Consider the following 24323-nt stretch of genomic DNA (forward strand, 5'->3'; position numbering starts at 1 on the left):
CACCGTGTGGAACACTAATCATTTAGTATCCGCGCCATCTTTCCACCCTATGACGGCTGCAGCGACGCCCGTCGACGCTCATCAATGACGAACCCGATTACCGTCCTCATCGTCGACAACGAACCGGGATTCGCCAACCTGGCCGGCGAAATGGTCGAACGCGAACGCGATGCGATCGTCGCCGAAGCGGCGACGGACGCCGAGGAGGCACTCGAGATCCTCGCGGAACGCTCGATCGACTGTATCGTCAGCGACTACGAAATGCCGGCGTTGACCGGACTCGAGTTGCTCGAGCGCGTGCGCGAAGACGATCCGGATCTTCCGTTCATCCTCTTCACTGGTCGCGGTTCGGAGGAGATCGCCAGCGAGGCGATCGCCGCGGGTGTGACGCAGTATCTCCAGAAGGAGTCCGGCAAGGAGCAGTACGCGTTGCTCGCGAATCAGATCACGAACGCCGTCTCCCAGTATCGGACCGAGACGGAGTTACGCGAGAGCGAGCGCCGATACGAACGGACGCTGACGACGCTCCACGAGACGACGCGAGATCTAATGCGAGCGGGGACGAAACGTGAGATCTACCAGTCGGCGGTCGATACCGCGCGGGAGATCCTCGACGTCCCCGTCGCCGCGGCGTACGCGTTCGAACCGACGGCGGGACGCCTCGAGCACGCGGCGTCGACCCGGGAGTCTCGAGAGCTCGTCGATCCGGAGATGCAGTTCGAACAGGGCGAGGGCCACATCTGGGACGTGTTTTCGGAGGGGGAGAGCACCTACTACGAGGATGCGACGCGAGCGGGTGGGGGTGCAAACGCCAAGACGCTGAGTCGAAGCGAGCTGATCGTCCCGCTCGGAACCCACGGCGTGTTGGTTGCGGGGACCGAGGACGTCGACGGATTCGACGAGACGATGACGGAACTGCTCCACATTCTGGCGGCGAACACCGAAGCGGCCTTAGATCGCGCGGAACGCGAGCAGTTGCTTCGGGAGCACGATCGAACGCTCACCAGGCAGAACGAGGAACTGACGCGGCTCAATCACACGAACGAGATCGTCAGGGAGATCAACCACGGCGTCGCACAGGCCTCGACGCGAACGGAGATCGAGACGACGGTGTGTGATCGACTGGCCGACACCGAACGCTACTGTTTCGCCTGGATCGCCTCGGCCGACGACGATCCGCCCGAACCGACCGCCTGGGCCGGCGTCGACGCGGCCTTCATCGATCGGGTCCGTGACGACGGCGACCGAGCCCCGGAGCTCGAGATGGTCAGGGAGACCCTCGAGACCGGAGGCGTGCAGGTCGTCCGAAACGTCCTCGAGGCCGACGGCTGGGATCGGCGTCGGAAGGAAGCGCTAACGTACGGCTACCAGACGGTTCTCGCGGTTCCGCTCGCCGACACCGAACGTCAGTACGGCGTGTTGCTCGTCCACGTCGCGGGCGTCGACTCGCTGGGCGACAGCGAGCGGGAGGTACTCGGCGAACTCGGCGAAACGATCGGCCACGCGATCCGATCGGTCGAGCGTACGCGCGCGATGTTGACCGATAGCCGGCTCGAGCTCGAACTCGCGATTCACGACTCGCGACTGCTCCTGAATCGCGTCGCCGAGCGGATCGACGGGACGGTCGCCATCGAGGGGGTGATCTACCGAGACGACGAGGTCGTCGTGTTCGTCAGCGTCCCGACGACGGCGGATCTCACGCCGCTAGATCAGTGGGCGTCGATAGACACCCTCTCGATCGTCTCCGAAGGTGACGACGAGACGCTGTTCGAACTGACGGTTACGTCCTCCCCGATTCTGGACATCCTGCGAACCTACGACGTCCATCTACAGACCGCGATAGCCAAGAACGGAACGACGACCCTCGTCCTCGACGTGCCACAGCAGGTCGAGCCCCGATCGCTAGTCGAAGCGATCAGAGAGGGGTATCCGGAGACGGAGCTCGAGGCCCGACGCGAGACGACCAGCGTGCGCTCGGCGCGGCAGCTCGATACGCATCTCGAGGAACGGCTCACGGCCAAACAGCTCGAGGCGCTACAGGCGGCCCATTACAGCGGGTTCTTCGAGTGGCCGCGCGAGAGCACCGGTGAAGAGCTTGCGGACGCGCTCGACGTTTCATCACCAACCTACCATTACCACTTGCGAGCGGCCGAGCGAAAGCTCGTCACGCTGGCGTTCGACGGGAAGCCTAGGTGATTAGTACCGGTACCAACCCCTAACTAACTAATTAGAAGGTATACTTACTTCCAATCAGTTCGTACGATACGTTGGCGATCTGCGATAGTCTATCGCCACCCCCAATCCCCCACCCCCCCAACTTTCCCCCGAACTACTCCTTTCGAGAGGCATCCGTCGCCGACGACGTTCGGCGTCGAACGGACGCCAAGAGAGATCGGTATCGGCGAGATCGTGTCGTGTAGTCGGTCGTTCAGGACCAATAGAGCCGAAATCTATCCGTGCGGAACACTCGAGTCGAACTGGACTGTCCACTGCGGAACCAGTGCGTTCGGTGTGGGTACTAATTATGTAGTAACCCCGGGCAAGCAGTAGCTAACTAATTAGTAAGTATAGTTAACCCCCAGTCGATCGTACCAATAACTGGCGATCTGCGATACCTCTCGCCACCCCCAATCCCCCCACCCCCCACTTTTGCGCGGTACCGGACAGTGAGCGTCCGCTGTATCCGTTCGATCCGTCGAGATGGCACTCGTACAGTGGTCGACGGGCCGCTGGCCCGATCGTTTGTCGCTGACTACTGGCCTGAACGCGCTCCCTGCTGCGTCGGTAGGTCACGTCAACTGGTGGTGCTCGCGACGTGAAAGTCCGCTTAGCGGGTGCCGACCGATTCCTCCCACTCGATCCACTCCTGCTCCCAGCCGCGACGCGATTCGGCTCGACGCATCGCGTGTTCGCGGTCCTCGCGGGTCATTCGGTTGCGCTCGACGGCACCCGACTGTTCCCCCTCGACCAGCAACGGGTCGAACGAGACGGCCGCGAACGTCGCCCGCTCGTCGTCGGCGGAGACGGCCTCGAGGCGTTGTCGCTGCGTCCCGCATGGAAAGACGATTCGGCCGTCGTCAGTCAGTTGTTCGAGCAGCGCTCGCGGCGGATCGACGGCGGCAGCCTCGAGCAGAATGCGATCGAACGGCGCGTACTCGGGGAGGCCGTCCGCGCCGTCGCGGCAGTCGACGAGCACGCCGTCGTAGCCCGCTCGAGCGAGGTTCTGTCGGGCCTCGATGACGAGCGGGCGGGAGATATCGACCGCGTGGACGTTCGTGTCACCGACGATTTCAGCCACGACGGCGGCCGTGTAGCCGACGCCGGCCCCAACAAGTAATACATCGTGGCCGTCCTCGAGGTCGAGCGGTTGCAACAGTCGGGCGACCGTACTCGGTGCGAGCACGCGAGTGCCGAGAACCTCGTGCTCCCGGTCGGCGTAGGCCGACCGATCGTCCTCGAGGAACTCGTGGCGGGGAACGTCGCGCATCGCGACGGCGACGGTCTCGTCGTGGAGGACGTCCTTGGCGTCGGACTCGAGACCGTCGACCATATCCTCTCGCAGTACCGCGGGGTCCATACCGAGAGTATCGCTCGGTCGGTAATCAAAGACGCGCTTGCGCGACCCGGCGGGTAAGACAACGTTACTCGCCGCGCATCTCGACGAATCGAACGCCCCCGTGTTCGGTGCGCTCGAGGTCCCCATCTTCGCGTTTCGTGGCTTCGACGAGTGACTGAAACCTGGAGCCGATCGGTGCGAGGAGCCGGCCGCCGGGACGTACCTGTTCGACGACCGCATCGGGAAACTCCGGGGTTGCACACGTGAAGTACGCGGCGTCGAACGGCGCGCGCTCGGGCCAGCCCTCTCGGCCGTCGCCCGTTCGGACCGAGACGTCTCCGTAGCCGATCGCTGCGAGTTGGTCGCGAGCCTGCTCGGCGAGATCCGCGCTGTATTCGACGCTGTAGACGTGCTCCGGGCCGACCATCTCCGCCGTCACCGCGGCGTGGTAGCCACAGCCGGTCCCGATCTCGAGGACCTCCGTATCCGGCTCGAGACCGAGCCGATCGGCCATGATCGCGACCATGTGGGGCGCGCTGATCGTCTGCCCGTCGCCGATCGGCAACGGTCGGTCCTCGTAGGCACTATCCCGGCGATTCGGCGGGACGAAGGCGTGTCGGGGGACCGACTCGAGTGCCTCGAGGACGCGCTCGTCGTCGACGCGCGAGGCGACGGTCCGAACCATACGCTCGCGAGCGGCCTCGTCGCTGTCGGACATGGATACTACGTGTTAGTGTCTCGCGAGTAAGAGGGTGTTCGTAGCGAGTGCCGGGCAGTGACGGGGATAACGAGTCTGGTACGCTCGATACCGACAGCGCTACCAGGCGGACCAGGCGCTGCTCTGTTCGTCGTAGGCGTAGACCCGTTTCGCGTCCTTCGCGAGGATCGTATCGCCGCGCTCTTCGTAGCGATCACGGTGGTAGCCCGAGGAATCTTTGCGAACGACAAAGGCGTCGATCTCGAACTCGTCGTCGCCGAACTCCTCCGTCTCGCCGACGGTGAACTCGTAGTCGCCGGGCACGTGGACCGTGATGGACCGACTGTCGTTTCGCGAACCGTCTTGGGGATGGACGGTGACGTTGACCGCGACGTTGTCGACCTCGCGGGTCCAGACGGTCTCGACGTCGTCGACGACGGCTTCCTCCCTGCGCTTCTGGCCGTCGAGTTCGAGGCTCGTGACGCGAACCGTCGAGAGCACCTCGTCCGTCTCGAGGATGAACTCGTCGCCCGTCTCGATGGTCTCGCCTTCGGGGGTCGTCACGTTCGCCGTGAAGGACTCGCCCTCCTGGGAGACGACGACGTCGAGGGTTACTTCGCTCTCCTGTTCGGGCTGGATCTTGTGGACGTGGGCGCACTCGCTACAGCGGACGGTTACGGTCCCGCCGCCTTCCGTCGCCGTCAGGACCTCGTGGACCGTCTCGAGGTCCGGCGAACAGGACGGGCAGTTCGTCGGAACCCGGTCCGGAATATCGTTCATAACCGTCGTAGACGCCGCGCACCTAAAAGCGAACTGAACTGCGGGCTGGGTCTACTGAACTGCGGGACGGGGTCCAGCGGAGTGGTCTCGAGTCACACGTCGGTGCGCTCGAGACGCGAGGCGAAGCGATCGGATCAGGAGTCGCTGCGCTCGGGTTCCGCGTCGGAGTGTCCGCCCGTGTTGGGGACGGGTTCGCCGACGACACCATCGCTGGAGGCGATTTCACGACCCTCACGACTGACGACGTGCCGCACGCGCTGGCCCGCGTGAACGTACGTCTCGTCGTGGCGTTCCGGCCCGGTCCGCGGATGGTCAGTCTCGACGTCTCCAAACCGAACCGGTACTCCGGCCCCGAGGAAGAAGTTCGGGCGATCCTGGACGTGGAAGTGGAGGTGGGGTTCCGTCGAGTTGCCGGAGTTGCCACAGCGGGCGATCCGCTGGCCGCGCTCGACCCGGTCGCCCGGTTCGACCTGCACGCTTCCCCGCTCCAAGTGGGCCAATACGCTGTACTCACCGTCGGCGTGTTCGATCACGACGTTGTTGCCCAGAATGCTCCGCTGGAGGGGATCCATCCAGCCGTCGGTTCGGTGATAGTCACGGTGGTCCGTTCGGGTGCTCACGACGACGCCGTCCGCAGGCGCGAGGATCGGTTCGCCGAAGCAGTGGTACGCTTCGGGCGGGCCGCGCTCGCCCTCGTGCGTTCGACCATCGTCGTCGGTGATCACGAAGTCGTAGGCGTATCGCTGGGTAAGGATCGCCCACGAGTGGGAGTAGTCGCGATCCGGACTACCGTTGACGACGGTCCACGTCCCCTCGACGGGCAGTCGGTAGTCGACGTCGCTCTCGAAGGTCGACGGCGAGGGCGGACTTCCGCGGTGGCGCGCGAAAATGGGGATATGGCCAGCCAACTGCAAGACCCCCGTGGCGAAGATAATCGGCTGAAACTGGAGGAGGATCATCGCGACGAGCGCTCGGACGTTGGTGTCCCGATCACCCATCTTGATCCAGTCCGTCGGAGCACTCTCGTCCGCATCGTCGCCGGTCCCGAGTTCGAGAACCGTTCCGACGATGGCGACGACCAGCGGCCACAGCCCGGCAAGGAAGAACAGCGCGAAGAGTTGGAGCCCCGCGAGCGAGTCGAACAGATAGCCGGGAATCGAGAGAAAACCCAGCAGGAATACGAACATCGGGTCGGGAAACCGGCGACGGATCGCCGTCAGTCGGCCCGACTCGGTTTCGGTCTCGGTCTCGGAGCCCGGACCGATCGGATGTGAAACTGCCATACACTCTCGAATGCGTCCGAGAGGATCAACGTTTGGCGAAGAGATTTTCTATAGGAAATCTGCCAATACCGCGGGGTGAGCGACTCGAGACCACTCACGTTCGTCCGTCGTCAGTTCAGTCAATTTTTGTGACCATGGTGTCACGTTATCCAACTCAGTCCGCACTCGGTGGACAGTCGAGATCGACGACCCGAGCCGATTCGTCGACCGTTGCCCGAACGGCCGTATCGCCGATCGTGACCGACAGCCGAACGCGGAGCGGGTCCTCCTCGAGGACCGCAATTTCGGTTCGGTCGACGACCTCGAGCTCCCACCAGTACTGGCCGCTGATCGGTCGCCCCTGCTGGTGATACAGCAACTCGATCTCGGGATGGTCGAGTAAGACGAAGCCGACCGGCGCATCCCAGGTGGCGGCGCAGGCTCGACACCGGGCTGAAAACCGGACCGATCCGCCAGTGTCCTCGCTGTCGACGGTTCGAATGGTCGGCTCGACGGCGGAGTAACACTCCGAGCAGGTGCCGTCGGCGACCAATTCGTAGGACTGCAGGGCCAGCGTCGTCGCCAGTTCGACCAGCTCCTCGAGCGAGGCTCCGACCGCGGCGTTCGGCGGCACCGACCAGTAAAACAGTGGGTGATCGTTCTCGCAGGTCACCTCGAGAACACCGTCTCGATAGCTCGCGTGGGCAGCCGTTCCGCAACGGCTACAGCTGCTGTCGAGGGCGACCGGGCCGAGCCGCGTCCGACCGGTGTAGGTACCCGCGATGATCGCGTCGATCACCTTCGAGCCGGCGTACGTGAGCCGATAGCCCTCGTCGCACTTCTCGACGAACGTTCCACGAAGCTGCTCGAGGTGGTACCGAAACTGGCCCGAATCCCTGATCCCGACGGCCTTTCGAAGCGTCGAGAACGCGGCCGGCGACGCCGTCGGGTTCGCCAGATGGTGCTCGCGAAACGCCTGCAGAATCTCGACGCGCGTCGAGTTGCCGAGTGCGGCGAAGGCCGCCGCAGGATCGACGTCCTCGACGGCGTGGCTTTCGGCCCCGTCTCCGCTCGCTGTGGTTTCGGCGTCGTCCATTCGATCTGGGCTATCGGACGGGCTCGAGCGTCTTTACCGTTTGACTTCCCCTGCTCGCGGTTTCACCGCTCGCTTTTTGGGAGGTCTACGACCTCCCCTGCTCACGGCTCGTCGCCGTTCGCTACTGGAAGTCTACCGACTTCCCCGGTTCGCGGCTTTCGCCGCTCACTCTGCCCGCGGAAGGTTCACTTCCGCGCCTGCTCGCGGTTTCACCGCTCGCTTTTCGGGAGGTCTACGACCTCCCCATCCGCATACACCGTCGGCTCTCGCAAGATTCCGTCGAGGTGGATCGGTGCCTCGGTCTCGCCGCCGATTCCCGCGTTGTCACCGATCGCGATGTGGACGGTGCCGGCGGCCTTCTCGTCGAGCAGAACGGAACCGACGAGTTCGGTGACGGCCACGTTCGTCCCGATCCCCAGTTCCGCGAGGTTGTACGCCGCATCACCGACATCCTCAGCCGCGCCCTCGACTGTCGCGCGAATCTCGTCGTCCGAGATGTGCGTGACGAGTCCGTCTTCGACCTCGAACGTCAACTGGTGGTCGTCCTCGAGCAGCCCGTGTGGACGCATCGTCCCGTCGACGACGAACGTTCCGGTCGCAGTTTCGGGACTGATGAACACCTCACCCGCCGGTAGGTTCGACATGATGCCGGGTTCGTGAACGATACCGGTATCTGCGAGCCACTCCCGGTCGCCGATCCCGAAGGTGATGTCGGTGCCGGCCGGCGTGGTGACCCGGATCTCGTCCGCGTCGGCGACCTGCTCGATTACGTCGTCGCAGTGGGCCGCGATGGACTCGTAGTCGGCGTCCAGCCCCGTCGTGAAGACGTCCTCGGTGATCCCCGGCAGTGTCGCGACGCGAGCGCCGGCGTCGTTGGCTTCGGTTCGGGCGCGAGTGTGGCTCAGACTCTTCGTAGTCGGCGCGAGCACGACGTCCGCGCCGGCCATCGCCGCCGCGACGGGTGCAGGCGGCTCGCTGCCGTGGGTCTCTCCGGGCGGATAGCGAACGATCACCGTCTCGTCGGTAATCTCGCTGGCGACCTCGTACAGCACGTTCCCGATCGGCTCGCGTTTGTCGTCGGTGACGATCGCACACGATTCGTCGCTCTCGAGGGCCAGACACTGACGAACAGCCGTCTCGGCGGCCGCGTGGAGTTCGGTCATAGCGTATATCTACGCAACGACCCCGAAAGCTGTTGGCTTTACCGGCCGTCGTCTCGGGCGATACCGTTTCCAATCGGGCTCGCCCACTGACGAACTGTGTCGAGCCCTCCTCTGCGTGAGTCCGTTACGCTCGCATCTCCGGTGTCCGGGATGGCTCGAGTTCGGTTGCAAGCGCCTCGAGTTCCGTCGGCGTCCCGAAGACGTACACCCTGTCGTTGGGCTGCAGCGGCTCCTTGTCAGCCGGTAGCGAGAGGATCTCTTCGCCTCGGTCGATCACGAGGACGGTCCCGGCAACCCAGCCGGCGAACTCGCTCGCGAGCGGGCCGTCATCCTCGACGGTGATCGCCGTGACCGTCTCATCTCCAGCCCGGATCGCGGAGACGAGCGCATGCCCGTCGCTCGGCGTCTCCGGCCGCGTCGTGAGCTGGTAGCGGCCGTTCGGTTCGAACGCGTCCGCGTCGTCCGCATCGACAACCACGGTCGTGACCGAGCCGGCACTCGCCCGTAACGTACCGGTCGTGACGAGCCGGCTCGAGTCCTCGTCGGCCGTCCAGACCTCGATCGGATCGCCGGCGCTCGCTCGTGGCGACGGGTCGCCGGCGATCGCGACGGCAACCTGATCCGGCCCCAGCGTCGAACTCACCCCAGCCTGTTGGTCGCCAACGGCGATCGACGTCACGGCACCTGCATCGGTGAGATCGGCGCGAACGTAGCCGACGCCGAAATCCGACTCGATACGAGATTCCAGTCGAGACCGACGCCCCGGGACCGACAGTCCGCTCGGGAACAGGAACTCCCGACCCGCGAGCGCTCGCTTGCGTTCGTCGTCGACGGGCGGGTAGCCTTCGGCGTCGCCGATCGATGCAGGCAACTGAACGGCGCTCGCGAGACCGGCCGACTGGACGAGCGTTGCAACCGGACCATTACTCCCAATCGGCGTAATCCCGTAGGCGCCACAGGCGAGGTGGTCGCCGAGTCGATAACCCCCGAACGCGGCGACACAACCGACGAACAACACGCCGAGAAGGAACGTCCCGGAGGTGTAATGAACTAACGGCGAGTCAGCGATGACCTCACCGTGGCGAAGCGCCTCCGTCATCAGCCAGCCCGCCGGCAGGGTAGTCCCGACGAGGACTGCCGGTCCGATCGGGAGTTCGCGAACGGTCAGCGCTCGATAGCCGAACGCGGCCACGAGCGCTCCGACGCCCGCCAGCAGTCCGTAGCCGAGAATGCCGAGCAGTGCGGTTCGCGTCCACTCGAGCGTCGTGTTGCCGCCGAACTCCCCACCGGTCTGCAGCGGGTGTGTCGAAGCGACTGCCTCGAGTCCGAGTGCGATCGTCATCTCAGTGACTCACCTCGGGAGTTGCAGGTTCTCCTTCGTCCCGCTCGCCCCCTTCGTCCGGTTCGGGTCCGAAGGCGGCCACATCGGAGCCCAAGAGGAACACCTCGCTACCGATCTCGAGTGCGTCTGAATCGGGTTCGAACCGCCACTCGTACTCGGCTGCCGGCTCACTACCGCTCGGCTCTCCGTTTCGGGTCGCGAATACATCGAGATCGCTCTCCTTGTCGGAGACGGTGTTTCGTACCGCGTCGGTTACGGTTTTCTGCCGAATCGCGGTACCATCCCGCTCGAGCAATGAAATCGCGTCGAACTCGTGCGTGGAGCCGGACGGCCTGACAACGATCCTGGCCTGTTCGCCCTCGAGAAGCACATCCGCATCAGTGGTCGGAACAGCGACGGTCACGTATCCGTCGCCCCCAGCCGTTACGGCGTCAGGCGAGAGCGAACCACTGCCGCTCTTGGATCGGGTGTCACCCGGCCCATCGTCATGTGGTGCCGTGTTCGGACTGGTGTACCCACCATCTGCAACTGGGGCGACGGTCGCGCTGAGCACCGTTCCGGAGACGGTCGTCGACTCGGTGGCGACGAGGACGTCGTCGCCTGGCGCCAGTCCCGTCGGGAGAAGCGCTCGAGTCGACACGGCCCGCCACCCCTCAGGGACCCGCTTCGCGACGCTGTTGGCCGGCGGCGCCGCAGTGATCGTCGCCCGGCCGCGCCCGTCGACAGAGACGGACACCGCCTCGAAACCGTAGCTCGTCCGCAGTCGATCCTCGAGGCGCGTCTCGAGTTCCGAGAGCGGGCAGTCCGCAGGGAGTCGCCAGGCACCGTCCTCGAGTGTAGCCCGGAGCTCCGGACCCAGCGGCGGGTACCCCTCGAACTCGCGAACGCCGCCGCTCGATCGAATCGTCACCTGCCCCATCGCGTCGACCGCGTCGATCGCGTCCGCTGCGAGCGGTTGCGTTCGTTCGCTCGAGCCGGCGGTAGTCCGCGGCAGGTCGACAGCCAGCTGCCTCCCCCAGCTCGTCGCGTACAGCCCGAGGACGAAACTGAGTCCGACGCCGAGAAGCAATCCGGGCTGGATCGTACTCGAGTCGACGACGGCCGCGGCGTACAGGCCGACGCCGGTGATTGCGACGGTCGCCACACCACCCACGACTGACGGGACCGGTTCGTCTGCGACGTAGCCGATCACGACGGTTGCACAGCCGACGACTGCGGCACAAACGGTGCCGAACAGGAGGGCGACGGACACACCCGTGAGAATCTCGACGGGTGTCACGAACAACGGGATCATCGACACCCCGTGTGTCGGTCTCGAGATCGGTGCCTGCCCGCTCTCGAGGGCGTTATTCGCAAAGCGCTCCGTCCGCTCGGAGCCGTCCCACTCTCGTTCCCCGGATACCACTGAATCGTGCGTCTGTCGTTCATAGCTGATCGTAAGTGTCTCGTCGCAATCGTACCGATAGACGTCTCGAGGTCCCTACTCTCGGCGTCGCAGTGTCGCAACTGCCACCGCAACCGCGAGTGCACCAGCCGCGACGACCGCACCGAATCCGGGCAGTCCGTCCGAATCGTCCGCCCCGTCGTCATCGGCCTCCTCCGAGACCGTGACTGTGGCATCGGTCTCGTCGTCGTCGGTGGCGACCGTGTACTCGTACTCGCCCGTCGCGTCCTCGCTCACTGCCAACGAGATCGTCTCGCTCGAGTCGGCCTCGAGCGTCAGTTCTTCGGTCGCGATCTCGCTGCCGTTGTCCGAGACGGTGACCGACTGCGTCCCCTCGACGCCGCCGGTGTTCTCGATCGTCACCGAGAGGTCGAACTCGTCGCCGGGTTCGACATCCACGGGCGTCTCGACGTCAGTGACGTCGAACGACGGCGGCTCGGTGACCTGACTCGTCTCTTCGAGCGTTTCGTCGTCGACCGTCACACCGTGCACGACGGTGAGTCCGCTATCGACATCGGTCTCGTAGCCGAGTATCGCGGTCGAGCCGTCAGGATCAACGGCGACCGGTTCTGTGATGACAGTCTGGCTCTCGAGTTCGTACTCGACCGTGTCGATCACCGTCTCGTCGGCCGCGTTCTCGAGGTCGGCCGTGAACTCGTACGGTGACCCGGAGCCGACCTCCTCGGGGACCGAAATGTCCGCGAGCGAAACCGTGCCGGACTCGACGACATCGATCGAACCGAGGTCAGTTCCGTCGACGGAGACGTCGTACTCGGTGCCGACGGGACCGTTCGGCGTCCACTCGAAGTCGACCTCGGTCTCGTCGTCGGCCTCGAGTGAGACGGTCTGCGTATCGACGACCTCGCTGTCGGCCGTCAGCTCAGCGGTGTGGCTGCCCGGCCCGCCGTCGTTCTCGTAGGTGGCCGTGGCAGTGAGCGGGCTGCCTTCGACGACGGCATCCGCATCGAGAGTAGCGTCCTCGAGTTCGATATTCGGCGGTTCCATGACCTCGAGTTCGACACTGTCGCTCTGGCCGGCGACGGTGGCCGTGATCTCGGTCGTGCCCTGCTGGTTGGCGTCGACGACGCCGCTATCGACGTCGACGATGCCGCCGGCATCGTAGTCGGCGACTTCGGAGGCGGTGACCGTCGAGCCGTCGTCGAGCGTGAGCGTGACGGTGACCCCCATTTGCTGGCCTTCGCCGACGGTCGAGTCGTCGAGGGTGATCGAGAGGTCTTGGACTTGCCACTCGAGGACTGGGTAGTCGTCGGTGAGCGTCCAGAAGTTATTGAAATCAAATTCTACCATATTCGTTCCTGCATCCATCCCAGTCATTTCATCAGTTCTCAAATCAGTTCCGTCGGCGTTTACATGATCTGAAGTAGTGATGTCCCAATATGTATTAGTCACACTACCTGTATCATGGACAGCAATACCGTCTACTTCCGAACCTCCATCGACCTGTCCAACTACGTATGATTCATCGATCGAACCGCTGTTTTCACCGACGAGGCCACCGACTTCATCACCCTGAGAAACATCTACCGATGAATATGACAGACGAACAGTAGACGATGAGTCTAAGGAACCAATCAAACCTCCAGTTGAATCATCTCCACCTTCAACATCACCAGTTGCGTACGAACGGGAAACGGTGACATCTATTGCATTAGCAACGAGGCCCCCGACATGTCCGTATACTTCATTCCCACCAATAATATTAACATCAGCGCCAGATTTGTCGATAGTGCTATCTCCATCGTTTGCAGTTCGTCTGACTAATCCCCCGGCAAATCCATCTGCCTCCACGTGGCCACTCGCATGTACAGATTTTACATCGCCATACAAATAGTCGACTAATATAGCGGCTCTGAAGCCACTAACGTCTGCATTTTGAACCCTGACTGATTCGATAGTTCCAGTTGATGCTCCGAACAAGGCAACATAGTCATCCGACCGGTCAATTGTGAGGCCATCAATAGTGTGGTCTTGCCCATCAAATGATCCTGTGAATACGGTACCATCTTGAGGCCGTTCACCAATTGGTTCGAACCCAGAGCCAGCGTTCCACGTTTCTGTTTCACTTGCGTCAATATTGTTTCCAAGAACGTAGTGCGCGTCAAGGTCTTCGTTAATAGCTTGCAACTCTTCAGCATTAGTAATCACATATGGATCACTTTCGGTGCCTTCTCCTTCCATTTCGGTAATTGCGGATGCTCCTACAGACCCAGAAAGCAATATTATAAGAAAAGCCATGATTGTGCCAGTAACCACAACAAAGCGAACCCAACTATTCTCCCAATTAGATTGTGACTTCTCCATTATTGGATTGTAACCGTCGTCAGATGTCGTCATGATCTGCACCATCAGCGACACGAATTTCCGGATTGGGTTGTTCGTCAATATAATTACTATCAGATGGAGGAATTACTTCGACTTCGAGCGTACCAATATCTTGATCAGCACGAAGACTCTGCTCTCCACCGAATTCCACTGTTGCAGTGTTCTCTCCCTCTCCAGTATTACCCTCAACTGGTTCTTCAAGTTGTGCTGAGCCTGCTGTTACAATTACTGTTGCATCAGACACTGAGCCGCCATCTTCGTCAAGAACTTCGATTTCGATTGAAAGATCTCGATCAGGAGGAATTATCTGGTCATCGGAATCCGGAATATCAATAGTCACCTCCGTATCCCCAACATCACCGATCCCACCAAGCATATTCAACATCAGCGCGAGCGCCGCCACACCGACGACCAGCGCGATCACGAGTCGGATCGGCAGGCCCTCGATTGCCCGGTCGTCTCGAGCGAACGACGACCGAGAACGGTTCGACCGGTCGGACCGATCCGACCCGTCGGAGCGGTCCGACAACAGGGTGTCCGGTAGCATACCCCCTCTTGGTCGCGCCTTCTGACTTAAATGTTGGACCGAAAGTTCAAAAGAGAAGAGGGACAAAGCCCGCTGTGAGTTTCGTAATCGGACGCGGTGACGACCTCGAGGACGGACCCGTCGGGCGGTTGGGTGCCTACCGGGCTCGAGACGGAAGCGAGGGGGCGACGCTGCACCTGGATTTCGACGGCCCGCACGCGATGTTGATCGTCGGCAAGCGCGGCTACGGGAAGTCCTACACGATGGGCGTCCTCGCGGAAGGCCTCGCTCGAGCCGACGGCGTCGCACCGGTGATCGTCGATCCGATGGGCGTCTTCGACACGCTCGCGGAGTCGACTCCCGGTGCGGGCGTCCCAGCGACGGTGATCGACGAACCGGCCGTCACGCCGACCTCGCTCGATCCCAGCTCGTGGTGTGCGCTGCTCGGGCTCTCGCCGGAGAGCGGCGCGGGCGGACTCGTCTGGCAAGCCGCACAGGCGGGGTCGACGCTCGAGGAGATGGAAGCCCACGTCGAAGCAACCGACGCCCCGGTCGCCGACAAACGAGCGGCGAGCAACCACCTCCGACTCGCCGACGCGTGGGAGGTTTTCGACCCCGACGGGATCGATGCCAACGAACTCGGCAGTTCAGCGGTAACGATCATCGACGTCTCGGGTCTCGAGTCCGCGCCGATGAACGCCGTCTGCCGCGGTGTCGCGGAAGCGCTGTATCGCGCACGCGTTACCGAAACGGTCGATCGGCTCCCGTGGCTGCTCCTCGACGAGGCCCACACCTTTTTTGACGGCGTGGCGGAGCCAGCTCTTCGGACAATTCTGACTCGCGGGCGCGCGCCCGGTGTGAGCCTCGTCTCGGCGACCCAGCGACCGAGTGCCGTCCCCGAGGTCGGCATCTCTCAGTCGGACGTTCTGATCTCCCACCGGCTGACCTCTCAGTCGGACCTCGACGCCCTGCAGGCAGCCCAGCCGACGTACATGAACTTCTCGCTGTCGGACGCGGACCGGCTCCCGGAGGCCCCCGGCGAGGTCGTCATCGTCGACGACGCGACGGAGACGATCCACTCGGCGCAGGTCCGTCCGCGCAATACCCCACACGGCGGTGACAGTCCGCGAGCGAGTGACGTCGTCGCGGACGACTGATGCGAATCGGATCGGCAAGGAGACCCGAATACTTCAATCGAAGTTGATGTTTAAATACCATGAGTCGGCCAAGAGCGACATGAGCGATATCGAGCGAATCGATCAGCGACTGTCCGCGGTCGAGCGCGCGGTCGTCGACGGCGACGTCGAACTCGACCGACTCGCCGATCTCGCCGCAGTCATCGAGGACGTCGAACGCCTCGAGACGAGACTCGAAGAACACGAGCGGCGGCTTGCGGAACTGGAAGGGAACGTCGACGCGGTTACCGGACTCGTCGGCAATGTCGAGACGGTCAACGAGGGCGTCGAGCGACAGGCCGACGCGGCTATCGCCGCCGTCGATCGGCTCGAGTATCGGATCGACGAACTCGAGCGATCACTCGCAAAACGGGAGCGACAGGCCGACGGCCGAGACTTCGACGGCACCAGTGACCATGCAGGAACGGAGCCGTCTGCACTGGAGACCGCTGGTGGCGACGAGCAGACGTCCAGGGTGGGACACACGTCGGAAACCGGTGCGAACGAATCCGGCTCAACAGGTCTCGTGGCGACGGAGCGTTCGGCGGCCGACGCTTCGTTGGGGAAGTCCAGTGATGTTGAAACAACGGCTGAAACGCTCCTCGAGCCACCGAAAGACGAGGTGGAAGCGGACGCCGCTGACAGCGCTTCGTCCAGCGGACTCGCCGTCCAGGAGGCGATCGAACGGCGACTCTCCGGGTCGGACGACGCGGGCGACGGATCCAGTTCGGTAGGGACATCCAGTTCAGTTGGCGCGTCCAATTCGGACAGCGCAGCCAGTTCGGACGATACCCAATTGGCCGAGTTATCGGACGACGAGGACGACAGGAATGACGAGAACGACGAATCGAGCGGTCTGTTCGCCTCGATTCGCGCGACACTATCGTGATTCGATACGTTCTCGCCGTCATGTTGACGATCGCGCTCCTCGCGATCTCGATCCCCGCCATCGACAGGGGGGCAACGATGAATAGCGAGCGCCAGGTCGACGCGAGTCTGGCGGAGATCGACGACGAGGCGACCTCGCTGATCGAAAACGAAGAGGTGACTCCCGACGGCCACCCCGATCCCCAGCGCGTCGTCGAGGTGACGCTCCCGCGGAGCACGCTGACCAGTGAGGGAGTCGACCACTTCGAACTGGTCCCCTACGAGAACGGGAGCTACACGCACGCCCGGTACGTCCTCGAGGACGGCACCACACGAGAGGAGGTTATCAACGAAGAAATCGTCTGGAACGATTCCGAGGGGAACGAACCGACTGAGTTGGGCGGCACCGGCGACCAGCGCCTCGCGCTCGTGTTGCTGGAAGACGAGGACGGAGAGCCGATAATCGTCGCCCGTGATGTATAATTTTAAACCGGAACGCGCCGCCAGTATCGACATGTCACAGGACGGGGTCGCGAGCGCCCTTCGGTCCGTACTCGACGAACTCGGGCTCGGGTCGTTGCTCGGCGATGGCGAGTCGGAGGGGGCGTGTACGTGCAGTATCTCCTTCGAAGATGAGTTGGTAGTAGTCGACGCGAGTGACTGCGACGGCGACCTCGCGAGCGCACCGGCGTGTCGAGGGACGGTCGTCGACGCGCTCACCGACCGCGAGGCGACGAGTATCCTCACCCGATCGAACGGGATCGAACGACGGTACGGTGATCGGGGCGTCGAACTGCTCGGCGCGGCCGGCCGGTTCGTCGAACTGCTCGGCGAGCGCGACGAGCGACTCGCCGAGGCCGCCGCGCGCAACCCACTCGAGGTTGCTGCGGAACTCGAGAGCCAAATCGGGCCGGTCGCGGACATCGCCGTCGAGTCCGGACTCACGGACGCAGCGATCGGGATCGGCAGCTACGACTCGGTGCTGACCTCGACCGTCGGACTCACTATCGGACACTATTTCGTCGACCAGCGGATCGACGAGGGTGCGCGTCTCGAAGACGTCGAGACGCTCGATACCGGCAGCGAAGCGCGGGTCTACACGCGATCTGACGGCGTTCCGCTGTACGTTCTCGACGTCGTCGATAGGACGCTTTCCGAAACGGAGCGAGAACACCTCATCGAGGGCTACGAGGCCATCGCAGAGGGGTACGTCGAGGGCGACCGTGCGGCCTCGCGCGCGATCGAGTACGCGACCGACGAGCCGGCCGATCCGTTGCTGACGCGGGTGCTTTCGAAGCACACGAGCGGTTACGGCATCCTCGAGGATCTGTTTGCGGACGAGCGGGTGACGGACGTCTACGTGACCTCGCCGGTGTCCCAGAACCCGATCCGTCTCGTCGTCGACGGGGAGTCGATGACGACGAACGTCCACCTGACGGTCGATGGCGCGCGGGCGCTCGCGTCACGCGTCCGTCGAACCAGCGGACGGGCGTTCTCGCGGGCGAATCCGACGGTCGACGCGATGGCTGCCCTCGAGAACGGGACCGGGGTCCGCGTCGCTGGCGTTACGGATCCGGTCGCGGAGGGGGTCGCCTTTGCCTTCCGCGAGGAGGCCGACGACCGCTTTACGCTCCCCAGTCTCGTCGCGAACGGCACGATGCCGGCGGAGGTCGCCGCGTTTCTCTCGGTCGCTATCGAGCGCAATGCGGCCGCACTGATCGCCGGCACTCGAGGGTCGGGGAAGACGACCCTCCTCGGAACCTTGCTGTACGAACTGACGCCGGACACGCGGACCGTCCTGATCGAAGACACGCCCGAACTTCCGGTCGACCCGCTGCAGTCGGTCGATCGAGACGTCCAGGCGCTCCGAACCGGAACCGGTGACGGGCCGGAAATTTCGCCCGAACAGGCGCTCAAGACGGCACTCCGACTCGGAGACGGTGCCCTCGTCGTCGGGGAGATCCGAGGCGAGGAGGCCCGCGTGCTCTACGAGGCAATGCGTGTCGGTGCGAACGCGAACGCCGTGCTCGGGACCATCCACGGCGACGGGGCCGACGAGGTCTACGAGCGCGTCGTCTCCGACCTCGAGGTCGAACCCTCCTCGTTCGGTGCGACGGACCTCGTCGTGACTGTCCAGGCGTACCGAACGCCGAACGGCCGCGACCGCCGCGTCGCCAGAATCGAGGAGGTCATCACCAGCGGCGACGACATCTGGTTCGAGGCGCTGTACGAACTCGACGACGACGGACACACCGTTCCGACCGGCCGGATCGACCGCGGTGAGAGCCGGACCGTCGATCAACTCACCAGGCCAGCCGAGGAGTACGCATCGGTTCGGCGGGCGATTTCGGAGCGCACGGAGCGGCTCTCGAGACTCGCCGCCGACGGACGGACGAGTCCGCGCGAAGTAGCTTCGGCGTACGCCGACCGGGGGAGGAAGTAATCGATCGATGACGCTGTCGTCGGCACTCATTCAGAAGTTGGCCGCGCTCTACCCCTACGACGTCGACGGGAGCGACGACCTCGTCGACTCGCTTTCGTTCATCGACTCGCCACACGACGACGAGACAGTTATTCGTGCAGGGTACGGAGCCGGTATCGTCGGCGCACTGCTCCCGTTACCGCTGTTAGTGACCTCGGCACCGCTCACGTTCGTCCTCTTTTTCGTCCTCGTGACGCCCGTCGCGGCGATTCACGCGATTCACTCGCTGCCGCATCTCCAAGCGGCGTTTCGCCGAACTGAAGCACTCGGCGACACGCCGAATCTCGTCGGCCGCGCCGTGTTGCGGATGCAGGTTCAGCCGGCGCTCGAGAGCGCCGTCCGATTCGCCGCCGAAACCGGACGAGGGCCGCTGGCGGCCAGCCTCGACGGCCACATCGATCGCTCGATGGGGACTGCGGATACCGGACTGCTGTCGTTCGCGGAGGAGTGGTCCGAGTGGTTCCCCGCGTTGCGCCGCTCCTCACACCTGCTTGCAACCGCCCAGGACGCGCCGGAGGGCGAACGAGCGCGAACGCTCGATCGAGCGCTTTCGGCGGTGCTTACCGGTACCCGGAACCAGATGGCGGAGTTCACCGCCGCCATTCGGGCGCCGACGACCGCACTGTTCGCCTTCGGGATCATGATCCCGCTGGCGCTGATCGCGCTCGTTCCCGCCGTGCCGATGGTCGGTTTCTCGGTCAACATCTGGATCATCGTGTTGCTGTACAACGTTGCCCTCCCGGCGTGTCTCGTCGCTGCGAGTCTCTGGCTCCTCGTCCGCCGCCCGGTCGCGTTCCCGCCGCCGAAGGTCAGCCACGACCACCCCGACGTTCCCGACCGGCTCTGGCTGCGGGGACTGTGGGGTATCCTTGCGGGTGCGAGTGGGTACGCGATCACGGTTACGTTCGGTCCCGCCCATCTGGCGCCGATCATCGGCCTCGGTCTCGGACTCGGCGCTGGCCTGCTCGCGATCTTCGGGCCGATTCTCGAGGTGCGAAACTACGTTCGCGACGTCGAGGAACACCTCACCGACGCACTCTATATCGTCGGCCGCCAGGTCGCCGAAGGCGAATCAGTCGAGTCGGCGGTCGAACTCGCGGCGGCGCGAGTCCCCGCCGAAACGGGCGAGATCTTCGAGCACGCCTCCGGCGTCCAGCGGCGTCTTCACACGGGCGTCGAAGCCGCCTTCCTCGGCGAGTACGGAGCGCTCAGAGACGTCCCGAGTCCGCGGGCCCGCGGGACGGCCGCGCTGCTCGCGATCGCCGCCGACGAAGGCAAGCCCGCGGGTCGGGCGATCGTCTCGATGGCCGATCACTTAGAGGAACTCGACGAGGTCGAGGCCAAGACGAAACGGAGTCTCGAGCAGGTGACGGGAACGCTCGACAACACGGCGACCTACTTCGGACCGCTGGTGGCCGGGGCGACGGTCGCGATGGCCGCCATGATGTCCAGCGAAGACATGGTCGGGACGGCGGACCTCGACGCGGCCGCCTTTCCCGCCGAATCGCTCGCCATCGTCGTCGGCGTCTATCTCATCACGCTGTGTTTCATCCTGATTCCGCTCTCGATCGCCCTCCGGTACGGGTTGGATCGCGCCCTCTTCGGCTATCACATCGGCCGAGCGTTGGTCACCTCGATGGCCCTGTACGGGTTTTCCGTCACTGTCATCGAGATGGCGCTGTGAAAGACGGTTCGGGACCGATACCGTTCAGCAACGGACGGGTCGGTTTCGATCGGGAATCGAACGCGTACACCCGCGCACCGATTCCGGTGAGGTCCGTCGGTTTCGATGGTTAGAATGTGATGGATTCAGCAGTTTTTGTTCGGATACCTAATAGTTATATACTCATAGAAATGCTGTCAACTATCGGTCGTATCTTTGTCTAGCCATCCCTGTAATTTATAAAATTCTGCATTTTCGTATTGTTCAGAAGTTTTAATATAATATAGTGTAGACACGAAGTTGAAGCGGTGGGGATTGAATGAAACGCGCAACCCAGACGGAGAGCTGTGAGGAGTGTGGTGGCCGTCTTCGAACGACGGAAAACGAAGTGATCTGCGAGGAGTGCGGGCTCGTGGTCGGCCAAGACAGTATCGATCGCGGCCCGGAGTGGTGGACCCTCGAGAACGGTGACAACCGACGTCGAACCGGCGCACCGCTCGAGCGCTCGCGCCACGACAGGGGACTGTCGACCAGAATCGGGTTCGGAACGGGGGCGGAGGTGACGGGCAAGCGTCAGCGCCAGCTGGTCCGCATGCGCCGGCAACACAACCGAGCCCGGTTCTCGTCGAAAGCCGAGCGGAACAAGGCCTACGGCTTTACCGAGATCCGGCGACTCGTCTCCTCGCTGTCGCTGCCGACGCCGGTTCGAGAGCAATCGTGTGCGCTGTTCGAGTCGGCCCAGCACGAGGACTTACTCTGTGGACGCTCGCTCGAGGGGTTCTCTGCGGCGACGGTGTACGCGACCTGTCGCGTCCAGTCGATCGCACGGACGATAGACGAGGTTGTCTCGCAGGCGCGCGCGAGCAAGAGCGAGCTCAAGGCGGCATACGACGCGCTCAATCGAGAGCTCGGCCTTCCGGTCGGTCCGATTTCGCCGGTCGAGTACCTGCCGCGGTACACGTCCGAACTCGAACTGCAGGCGGATATTGAGAGCCGCGCCCGAGAGTACGCGACGTGGCTGCGCGAGCGTGGTCGGATCAGCGGGAAGAACCCCAGCGGTGTCGCGGCCGCCTGCCTCTACCGGGCGGCCTATGATCACGGCGTCGACGTCACGCAAACCGAAGTCGCCGAGCTAGCGAACGTCTCGCGGATGACGATTCGGTCGACGGCCACCGAGCTGAAACAGTGCGGATAACGTTGGTTCGGCAACACCATTTTGCGTTCAGAGAGGCTCTCGAGACGGCGAACTCCACGGCCAGTAGATGCTCCAGTCGTGAGATTCCGGCCGTCGGAGCGACGACGTTCTCGAGTGTGACCCCGGGAACGGTGTACAGGTTGAAAAAGGAGGACGCGCCAATCCCGATATGATTGCTATCGCCGGCGCGAAAGGCGGCTGCGGAAAGACGATTACGACGCTCGGTCTCACGGAGGGCTTTGCGCGAACCGGAACGCCAGCTATCGCGATCGATGCGGATCGACAGCTCCCGAACGTGCACGTGACCGGCGGCGTCGACCGCGAGCCGACGCTCGCGGCGCTCACGGCAGAGACCGACGTCCGGTCGGTCGCGCAGGTGAGTCCGCGGACGTCGCGTGCCGGCATCGTTCCCGCGCCGGAGCCGTCCCAGAAGCTCGACTTCGAGTCGGTGCTGGGGCGAGTCGAGGCCGACTCGATACAGACGGTCGTCGACTGTCCCTCGGGGGCGGGACCCGACGTCGTCGAACCGCTGTCGGCGGCCGACGGCGTGATCGTCGTCACGACGGACAGCGAGCGGAGTCTTACGGCCGCCGAGACGACGGTCGAGATGGCTCGCCGGCTCGGCGTGCGGGTGCTCGGGACGGTGGTGAACAGGTGCGAGGAGGTCCCCACCGAGGTCGAGTCGTGGGTCGACGTGCCGGTACTGGGTGTCGTTCCGGAGGCAGAGTCGCCGCTGACCGACGAGGACACCACAGCCGCCTACGAGGAAATCGTCGAGACGTTACAGACGCGAAACGCGACCGACCGAACGCCACCGGCGTACGACGACGAACTGCTGCCGACGGGCATCGACACCCTCGATCGACGGCTGGGCGGCGGTCTCGCTCCGGGTTCCGTCGTGGCGCTGACTGCCGAGCCGGCCAGTCAGTCCGAGCAACTGCTCTACGAGGCAACGGCACCCCGCGGCACGCTGTATCTCACGACCGAGCGATCGACGGCGAACGTCCGCCGGGCGATCGAGACCACGTCCGTCGAGACCGGGAATCCGACGATCCGCCACGTCGAGGGAACGGAGGTCCTCGAGGATGCCGTGGAGATCATCGGGAAGTTGCCCGACGGCGCCACGCTCGTCATCGACCTCGTGGACGTCCTCGAACGAGACGATCGACGGGCGTACGTCTCGTTCCTGAACGATTTGAAAGATCGGATGGTCGAGACCGACGGCGTCGCCGTGTTACACTGTCTCGACGGACCTGGCCGACCGGAGAACCGAACGGCGACGATCCACGCGGTCGACGCCGTCTTCGAACTGCGGACGAGAGAGTCGGGTGTCGGAACGGCCGTCGAACACTATCTGTCAGTTCCTAAGTTCCGTCCCGAGAGTACGTTCACCGAGACGATCGAACTCACCTTCGACGGCGTGGAGGCGATGGCTCTCGAGACGAACCAGAACGGGAATTGAGCGTACGAACACCGAGATCGGTTCGACCAGTCTGAAGCCTCGGTCGCGGAACGTGATCGATTCGGGTCGAACGAGGAGGGGATGAGTACGGCTCAGAGAACCCCGATACGACCGGAAAGACGCTTCTCGCAGCGTTCAATCGAGTACGCAACGTCCTCGAAGGCATCGACCGCGTCGCAGTCGGGATGGGCATCGCGGACCGGCTGCCACCGTGCCATCGCATCGTCGACGGCCGAGCGCTCCTCGATCACCGCAGTCGGGGCCCCGAGTTCCCGCTCGACGCGAGTCGCGAGGTGTTCTGGCTCGTTGACCGTGGTTCGGTTGCAGACGATCGACGCGATCGGCGTATCGAGTTCGAGTGCGATCTCCCGCGTTCGAAGCGCGTCCACGACCGCCGCTTCGGTCGGCGTGGTAACCAGGACGGCAACGTGGGCACACGTGAGCTGCATGCCGACGTCGCGTGCCAGCCCTGCTGGACAGTCGATGACGACGCGGCTGCACTTCCGCTCGAGTCGGTCGACCACCCGTTCGAGTTCGCTCAAGTTCGACGCTCGAGCGCCGGCGAGCGTCCGGCCACAGGGGAGGATTCGAATCGAGCCGAACGAGTCGACGGCCTCGAGCGGATCGGCGCGCCCCGCGAGGACGTCGTGCAAATCGGCGCCGCGGCCGCGGGGGAGATCCGCCGTCGCGAGATCCGCGTCGACAACGACGGCGTCGAGTTCCCGCGCGAGGTTCAGCGAGACGGTCGATTTCCCGACGCCGCCTTTCCCGCCACTGACCGCGACGATCATGGGTCTCGGGTGAGGACGTCGGGAGTCGGCGCCCAGCCGTCCAGTTCGGCGAGCACCTCGTCCGACGTCGCGGTCGTTACGTTGGAGACGCGCGACACCTCGAGAACCTCGATCGGCGGCTCCGTCGGTGCTACCGGACTGGCGAAACCGACGCCGCGGCAGCGTCCCGGCTCGACAGTGCCCTCCCAGACGTCCCCGTCCCACTCGGGTGCCGTAACGCCGTTTCGACGCGGCGGCCAGGTCGGACCGTCGAGTTGGCTCTCGAGACGGACCGTCTGCGGGGTCGTCCGCGTGTTCGCGACGGTTGCGGTCACGAACGTCACCCCCTCCCGGCGATCAGTGTTCCAGTCGACCTCGACCATGCCCGTATTTTCGAGCGCGCTATCGTATAAAGTTCTACACGATTAGGGTGGCGTCGCCGATCGGATCGCGACGGCGGAGCGCTCGAAATACTCACCGAAACCCGTGTAAAACTCGGT

At 63.9% G+C, this 24323-nt stretch carries 20 protein-coding genes; 8 read left to right on the forward strand and 12 right to left on the reverse strand.

Features of this window, described 5'->3' with window-relative positions:
• The first annotated feature begins 84 nt into the window (after positions 1–84).
• Positions 85–2196 (forward strand): bacterio-opsin activator domain-containing protein, encoded by a 2112-nt coding sequence (locus ACSFDB_RS16565; protein WP_440772024.1) that lies wholly within the window; start codon positions 85–87, stop codon positions 2194–2196.
• 631 nt (positions 2197–2827) lie between these two features.
• Here ACSFDB_RS16565 and ACSFDB_RS16570 read toward each other — a convergent pair.
• The 10 genes from ACSFDB_RS16570 to ACSFDB_RS16615 form a co-directional block, all read right to left on the reverse strand.
• Positions 2828–3577, reverse strand: coding sequence for a protein-L-isoaspartate O-methyltransferase family protein (locus tag ACSFDB_RS16570; RefSeq protein ID WP_440772025.1), 750 nt, complete (start codon positions 3575–3577; stop codon positions 2828–2830).
• 64 nt (positions 3578–3641) lie between these two features.
• Positions 3642–4274, reverse strand: a complete 633-nt coding sequence (locus ACSFDB_RS16575) for a protein-L-isoaspartate(D-aspartate) O-methyltransferase (RefSeq protein ID WP_440772026.1) — start codon at positions 4272–4274, stop codon at positions 3642–3644.
• Between the two features lie 99 nt (positions 4275–4373).
• Complete coding sequence (locus ACSFDB_RS16580) at positions 4374–5033, reverse strand: HVO_0476 family zinc finger protein (RefSeq protein ID WP_440772027.1); 660 nt, start codon at positions 5031–5033, stop codon at positions 4374–4376.
• 134 nt (positions 5034–5167) lie between these two features.
• A complete protein-coding gene (locus tag ACSFDB_RS16585) occupies positions 5168–6316 on the reverse strand; it encodes a M23 family metallopeptidase (RefSeq protein WP_440772028.1) in 1149 nt (382 codons plus the stop codon).
• Between the two features lie 154 nt (positions 6317–6470).
• Positions 6471–7391: a DUF7351 domain-containing protein gene (locus ACSFDB_RS16590; protein ID WP_440772029.1), complete on the reverse strand. Its 921-nt coding sequence runs from the start codon at positions 7389–7391 to the stop codon at positions 6471–6473.
• 209 nt (positions 7392–7600) lie between these two features.
• Positions 7601–8554, reverse strand: a complete 954-nt coding sequence (locus tag ACSFDB_RS16595) for an aminopeptidase (protein WP_440772030.1) — start codon at positions 8552–8554, stop codon at positions 7601–7603.
• A gap of 124 nt (positions 8555–8678) precedes the next feature.
• Positions 8679–9896: a DUF8167 domain-containing protein gene (locus tag ACSFDB_RS16600; protein ID WP_440772031.1), complete on the reverse strand. Its 1218-nt coding sequence runs from the start codon at positions 9894–9896 to the stop codon at positions 8679–8681.
• 1 nt (position 9897) lies between these two features.
• A complete protein-coding gene (locus ACSFDB_RS16605; RefSeq protein WP_440772032.1) occupies positions 9898–11301 on the reverse strand; it encodes a DUF8167 domain-containing protein in 1404 nt (467 codons plus the stop codon).
• 75 nt (positions 11302–11376) lie between these two features.
• Complete coding sequence (locus ACSFDB_RS16610) at positions 11377–12648, reverse strand: CARDB domain-containing protein (RefSeq protein ID WP_440772033.1); 1272 nt, start codon at positions 12646–12648, stop codon at positions 11377–11379.
• A 1033-nt stretch (positions 12649–13681) separates the two neighbouring features.
• Positions 13682–14230: a DUF7382 domain-containing protein gene (locus tag ACSFDB_RS16615; protein ID WP_440772034.1), complete on the reverse strand. Its 549-nt coding sequence runs from the start codon at positions 14228–14230 to the stop codon at positions 13682–13684.
• A gap of 74 nt (positions 14231–14304) precedes the next feature.
• Between ACSFDB_RS16615 and ACSFDB_RS16620 the strand changes: the two genes are divergently transcribed.
• From ACSFDB_RS16620 to ACSFDB_RS16650, 7 genes are all read left to right on the forward strand, one after another.
• A complete protein-coding gene (locus tag ACSFDB_RS16620) occupies positions 14305–15366 on the forward strand; it encodes an ATP-binding protein (protein ID WP_440772035.1) in 1062 nt (353 codons plus the stop codon).
• Positions 15367–15445: 79 nt separating this feature from the next.
• Positions 15446–16273: a DUF7310 family coiled-coil domain-containing protein gene (locus ACSFDB_RS16625; RefSeq protein WP_440772036.1), complete on the forward strand. Its 828-nt coding sequence runs from the start codon at positions 15446–15448 to the stop codon at positions 16271–16273.
• On the forward strand, positions 16270–16734 hold the full coding sequence (locus ACSFDB_RS16630; RefSeq protein ID WP_440772037.1) for a DUF7311 family protein: 465 nt from the start codon (positions 16270–16272) through the stop codon (positions 16732–16734). Before ACSFDB_RS16625 ends, ACSFDB_RS16630 begins: the two co-directional genes overlap by 4 nt.
• A gap of 31 nt (positions 16735–16765) precedes the next feature.
• Positions 16766–18694 carry an ATPase, T2SS/T4P/T4SS family gene (locus tag ACSFDB_RS16635; RefSeq protein ID WP_440772038.1) on the forward strand — a complete coding sequence of 643 codons (1929 nt, stop codon included), beginning with the start codon at positions 16766–16768 and terminating at the stop codon, positions 18692–18694.
• A gap of 7 nt (positions 18695–18701) precedes the next feature.
• Positions 18702–20417 carry a secretion system protein gene (locus ACSFDB_RS16640; RefSeq protein ID WP_440772039.1) on the forward strand — a complete coding sequence of 572 codons (1716 nt, stop codon included), beginning with the start codon at positions 18702–18704 and terminating at the stop codon, positions 20415–20417.
• A gap of 298 nt (positions 20418–20715) precedes the next feature.
• Positions 20716–21591: a transcription initiation factor IIB gene (locus ACSFDB_RS16645; protein ID WP_440772040.1), complete on the forward strand. Its 876-nt coding sequence runs from the start codon at positions 20716–20718 to the stop codon at positions 21589–21591.
• Between the two features lie 169 nt (positions 21592–21760).
• Positions 21761–23053 (forward strand): DUF7125 family protein, encoded by a 1293-nt coding sequence (locus tag ACSFDB_RS16650; RefSeq protein ID WP_440772041.1) that lies wholly within the window; start codon positions 21761–21763, stop codon positions 23051–23053.
• Between the two features lie 92 nt (positions 23054–23145).
• On the opposite strand, the gene ACSFDB_RS16655 is transcribed toward ACSFDB_RS16650, so the two are convergent.
• Together ACSFDB_RS16655 and ACSFDB_RS16660 are read right to left on the reverse strand one after the other, a co-directional pair.
• A complete protein-coding gene (locus ACSFDB_RS16655; RefSeq protein WP_440772042.1) occupies positions 23146–23844 on the reverse strand; it encodes a MinD/ParA family ATP-binding protein in 699 nt (232 codons plus the stop codon).
• Positions 23841–24206, reverse strand: coding sequence for a DUF7857 domain-containing protein (locus ACSFDB_RS16660; protein WP_440772043.1), 366 nt, complete (start codon positions 24204–24206; stop codon positions 23841–23843). The genes ACSFDB_RS16655 and ACSFDB_RS16660 overlap by 4 nt, the downstream gene beginning before the upstream one ends.
• Positions 24207–24323: the final 117 nt, after the last annotated feature.

The sequence above is a fragment of the Natronorubrum amylolyticum genome, assembly GCF_052040145.1.
Taxonomy (GTDB): Archaea; Halobacteriota; Halobacteria; order Halobacteriales; family Natrialbaceae; genus Natronorubrum.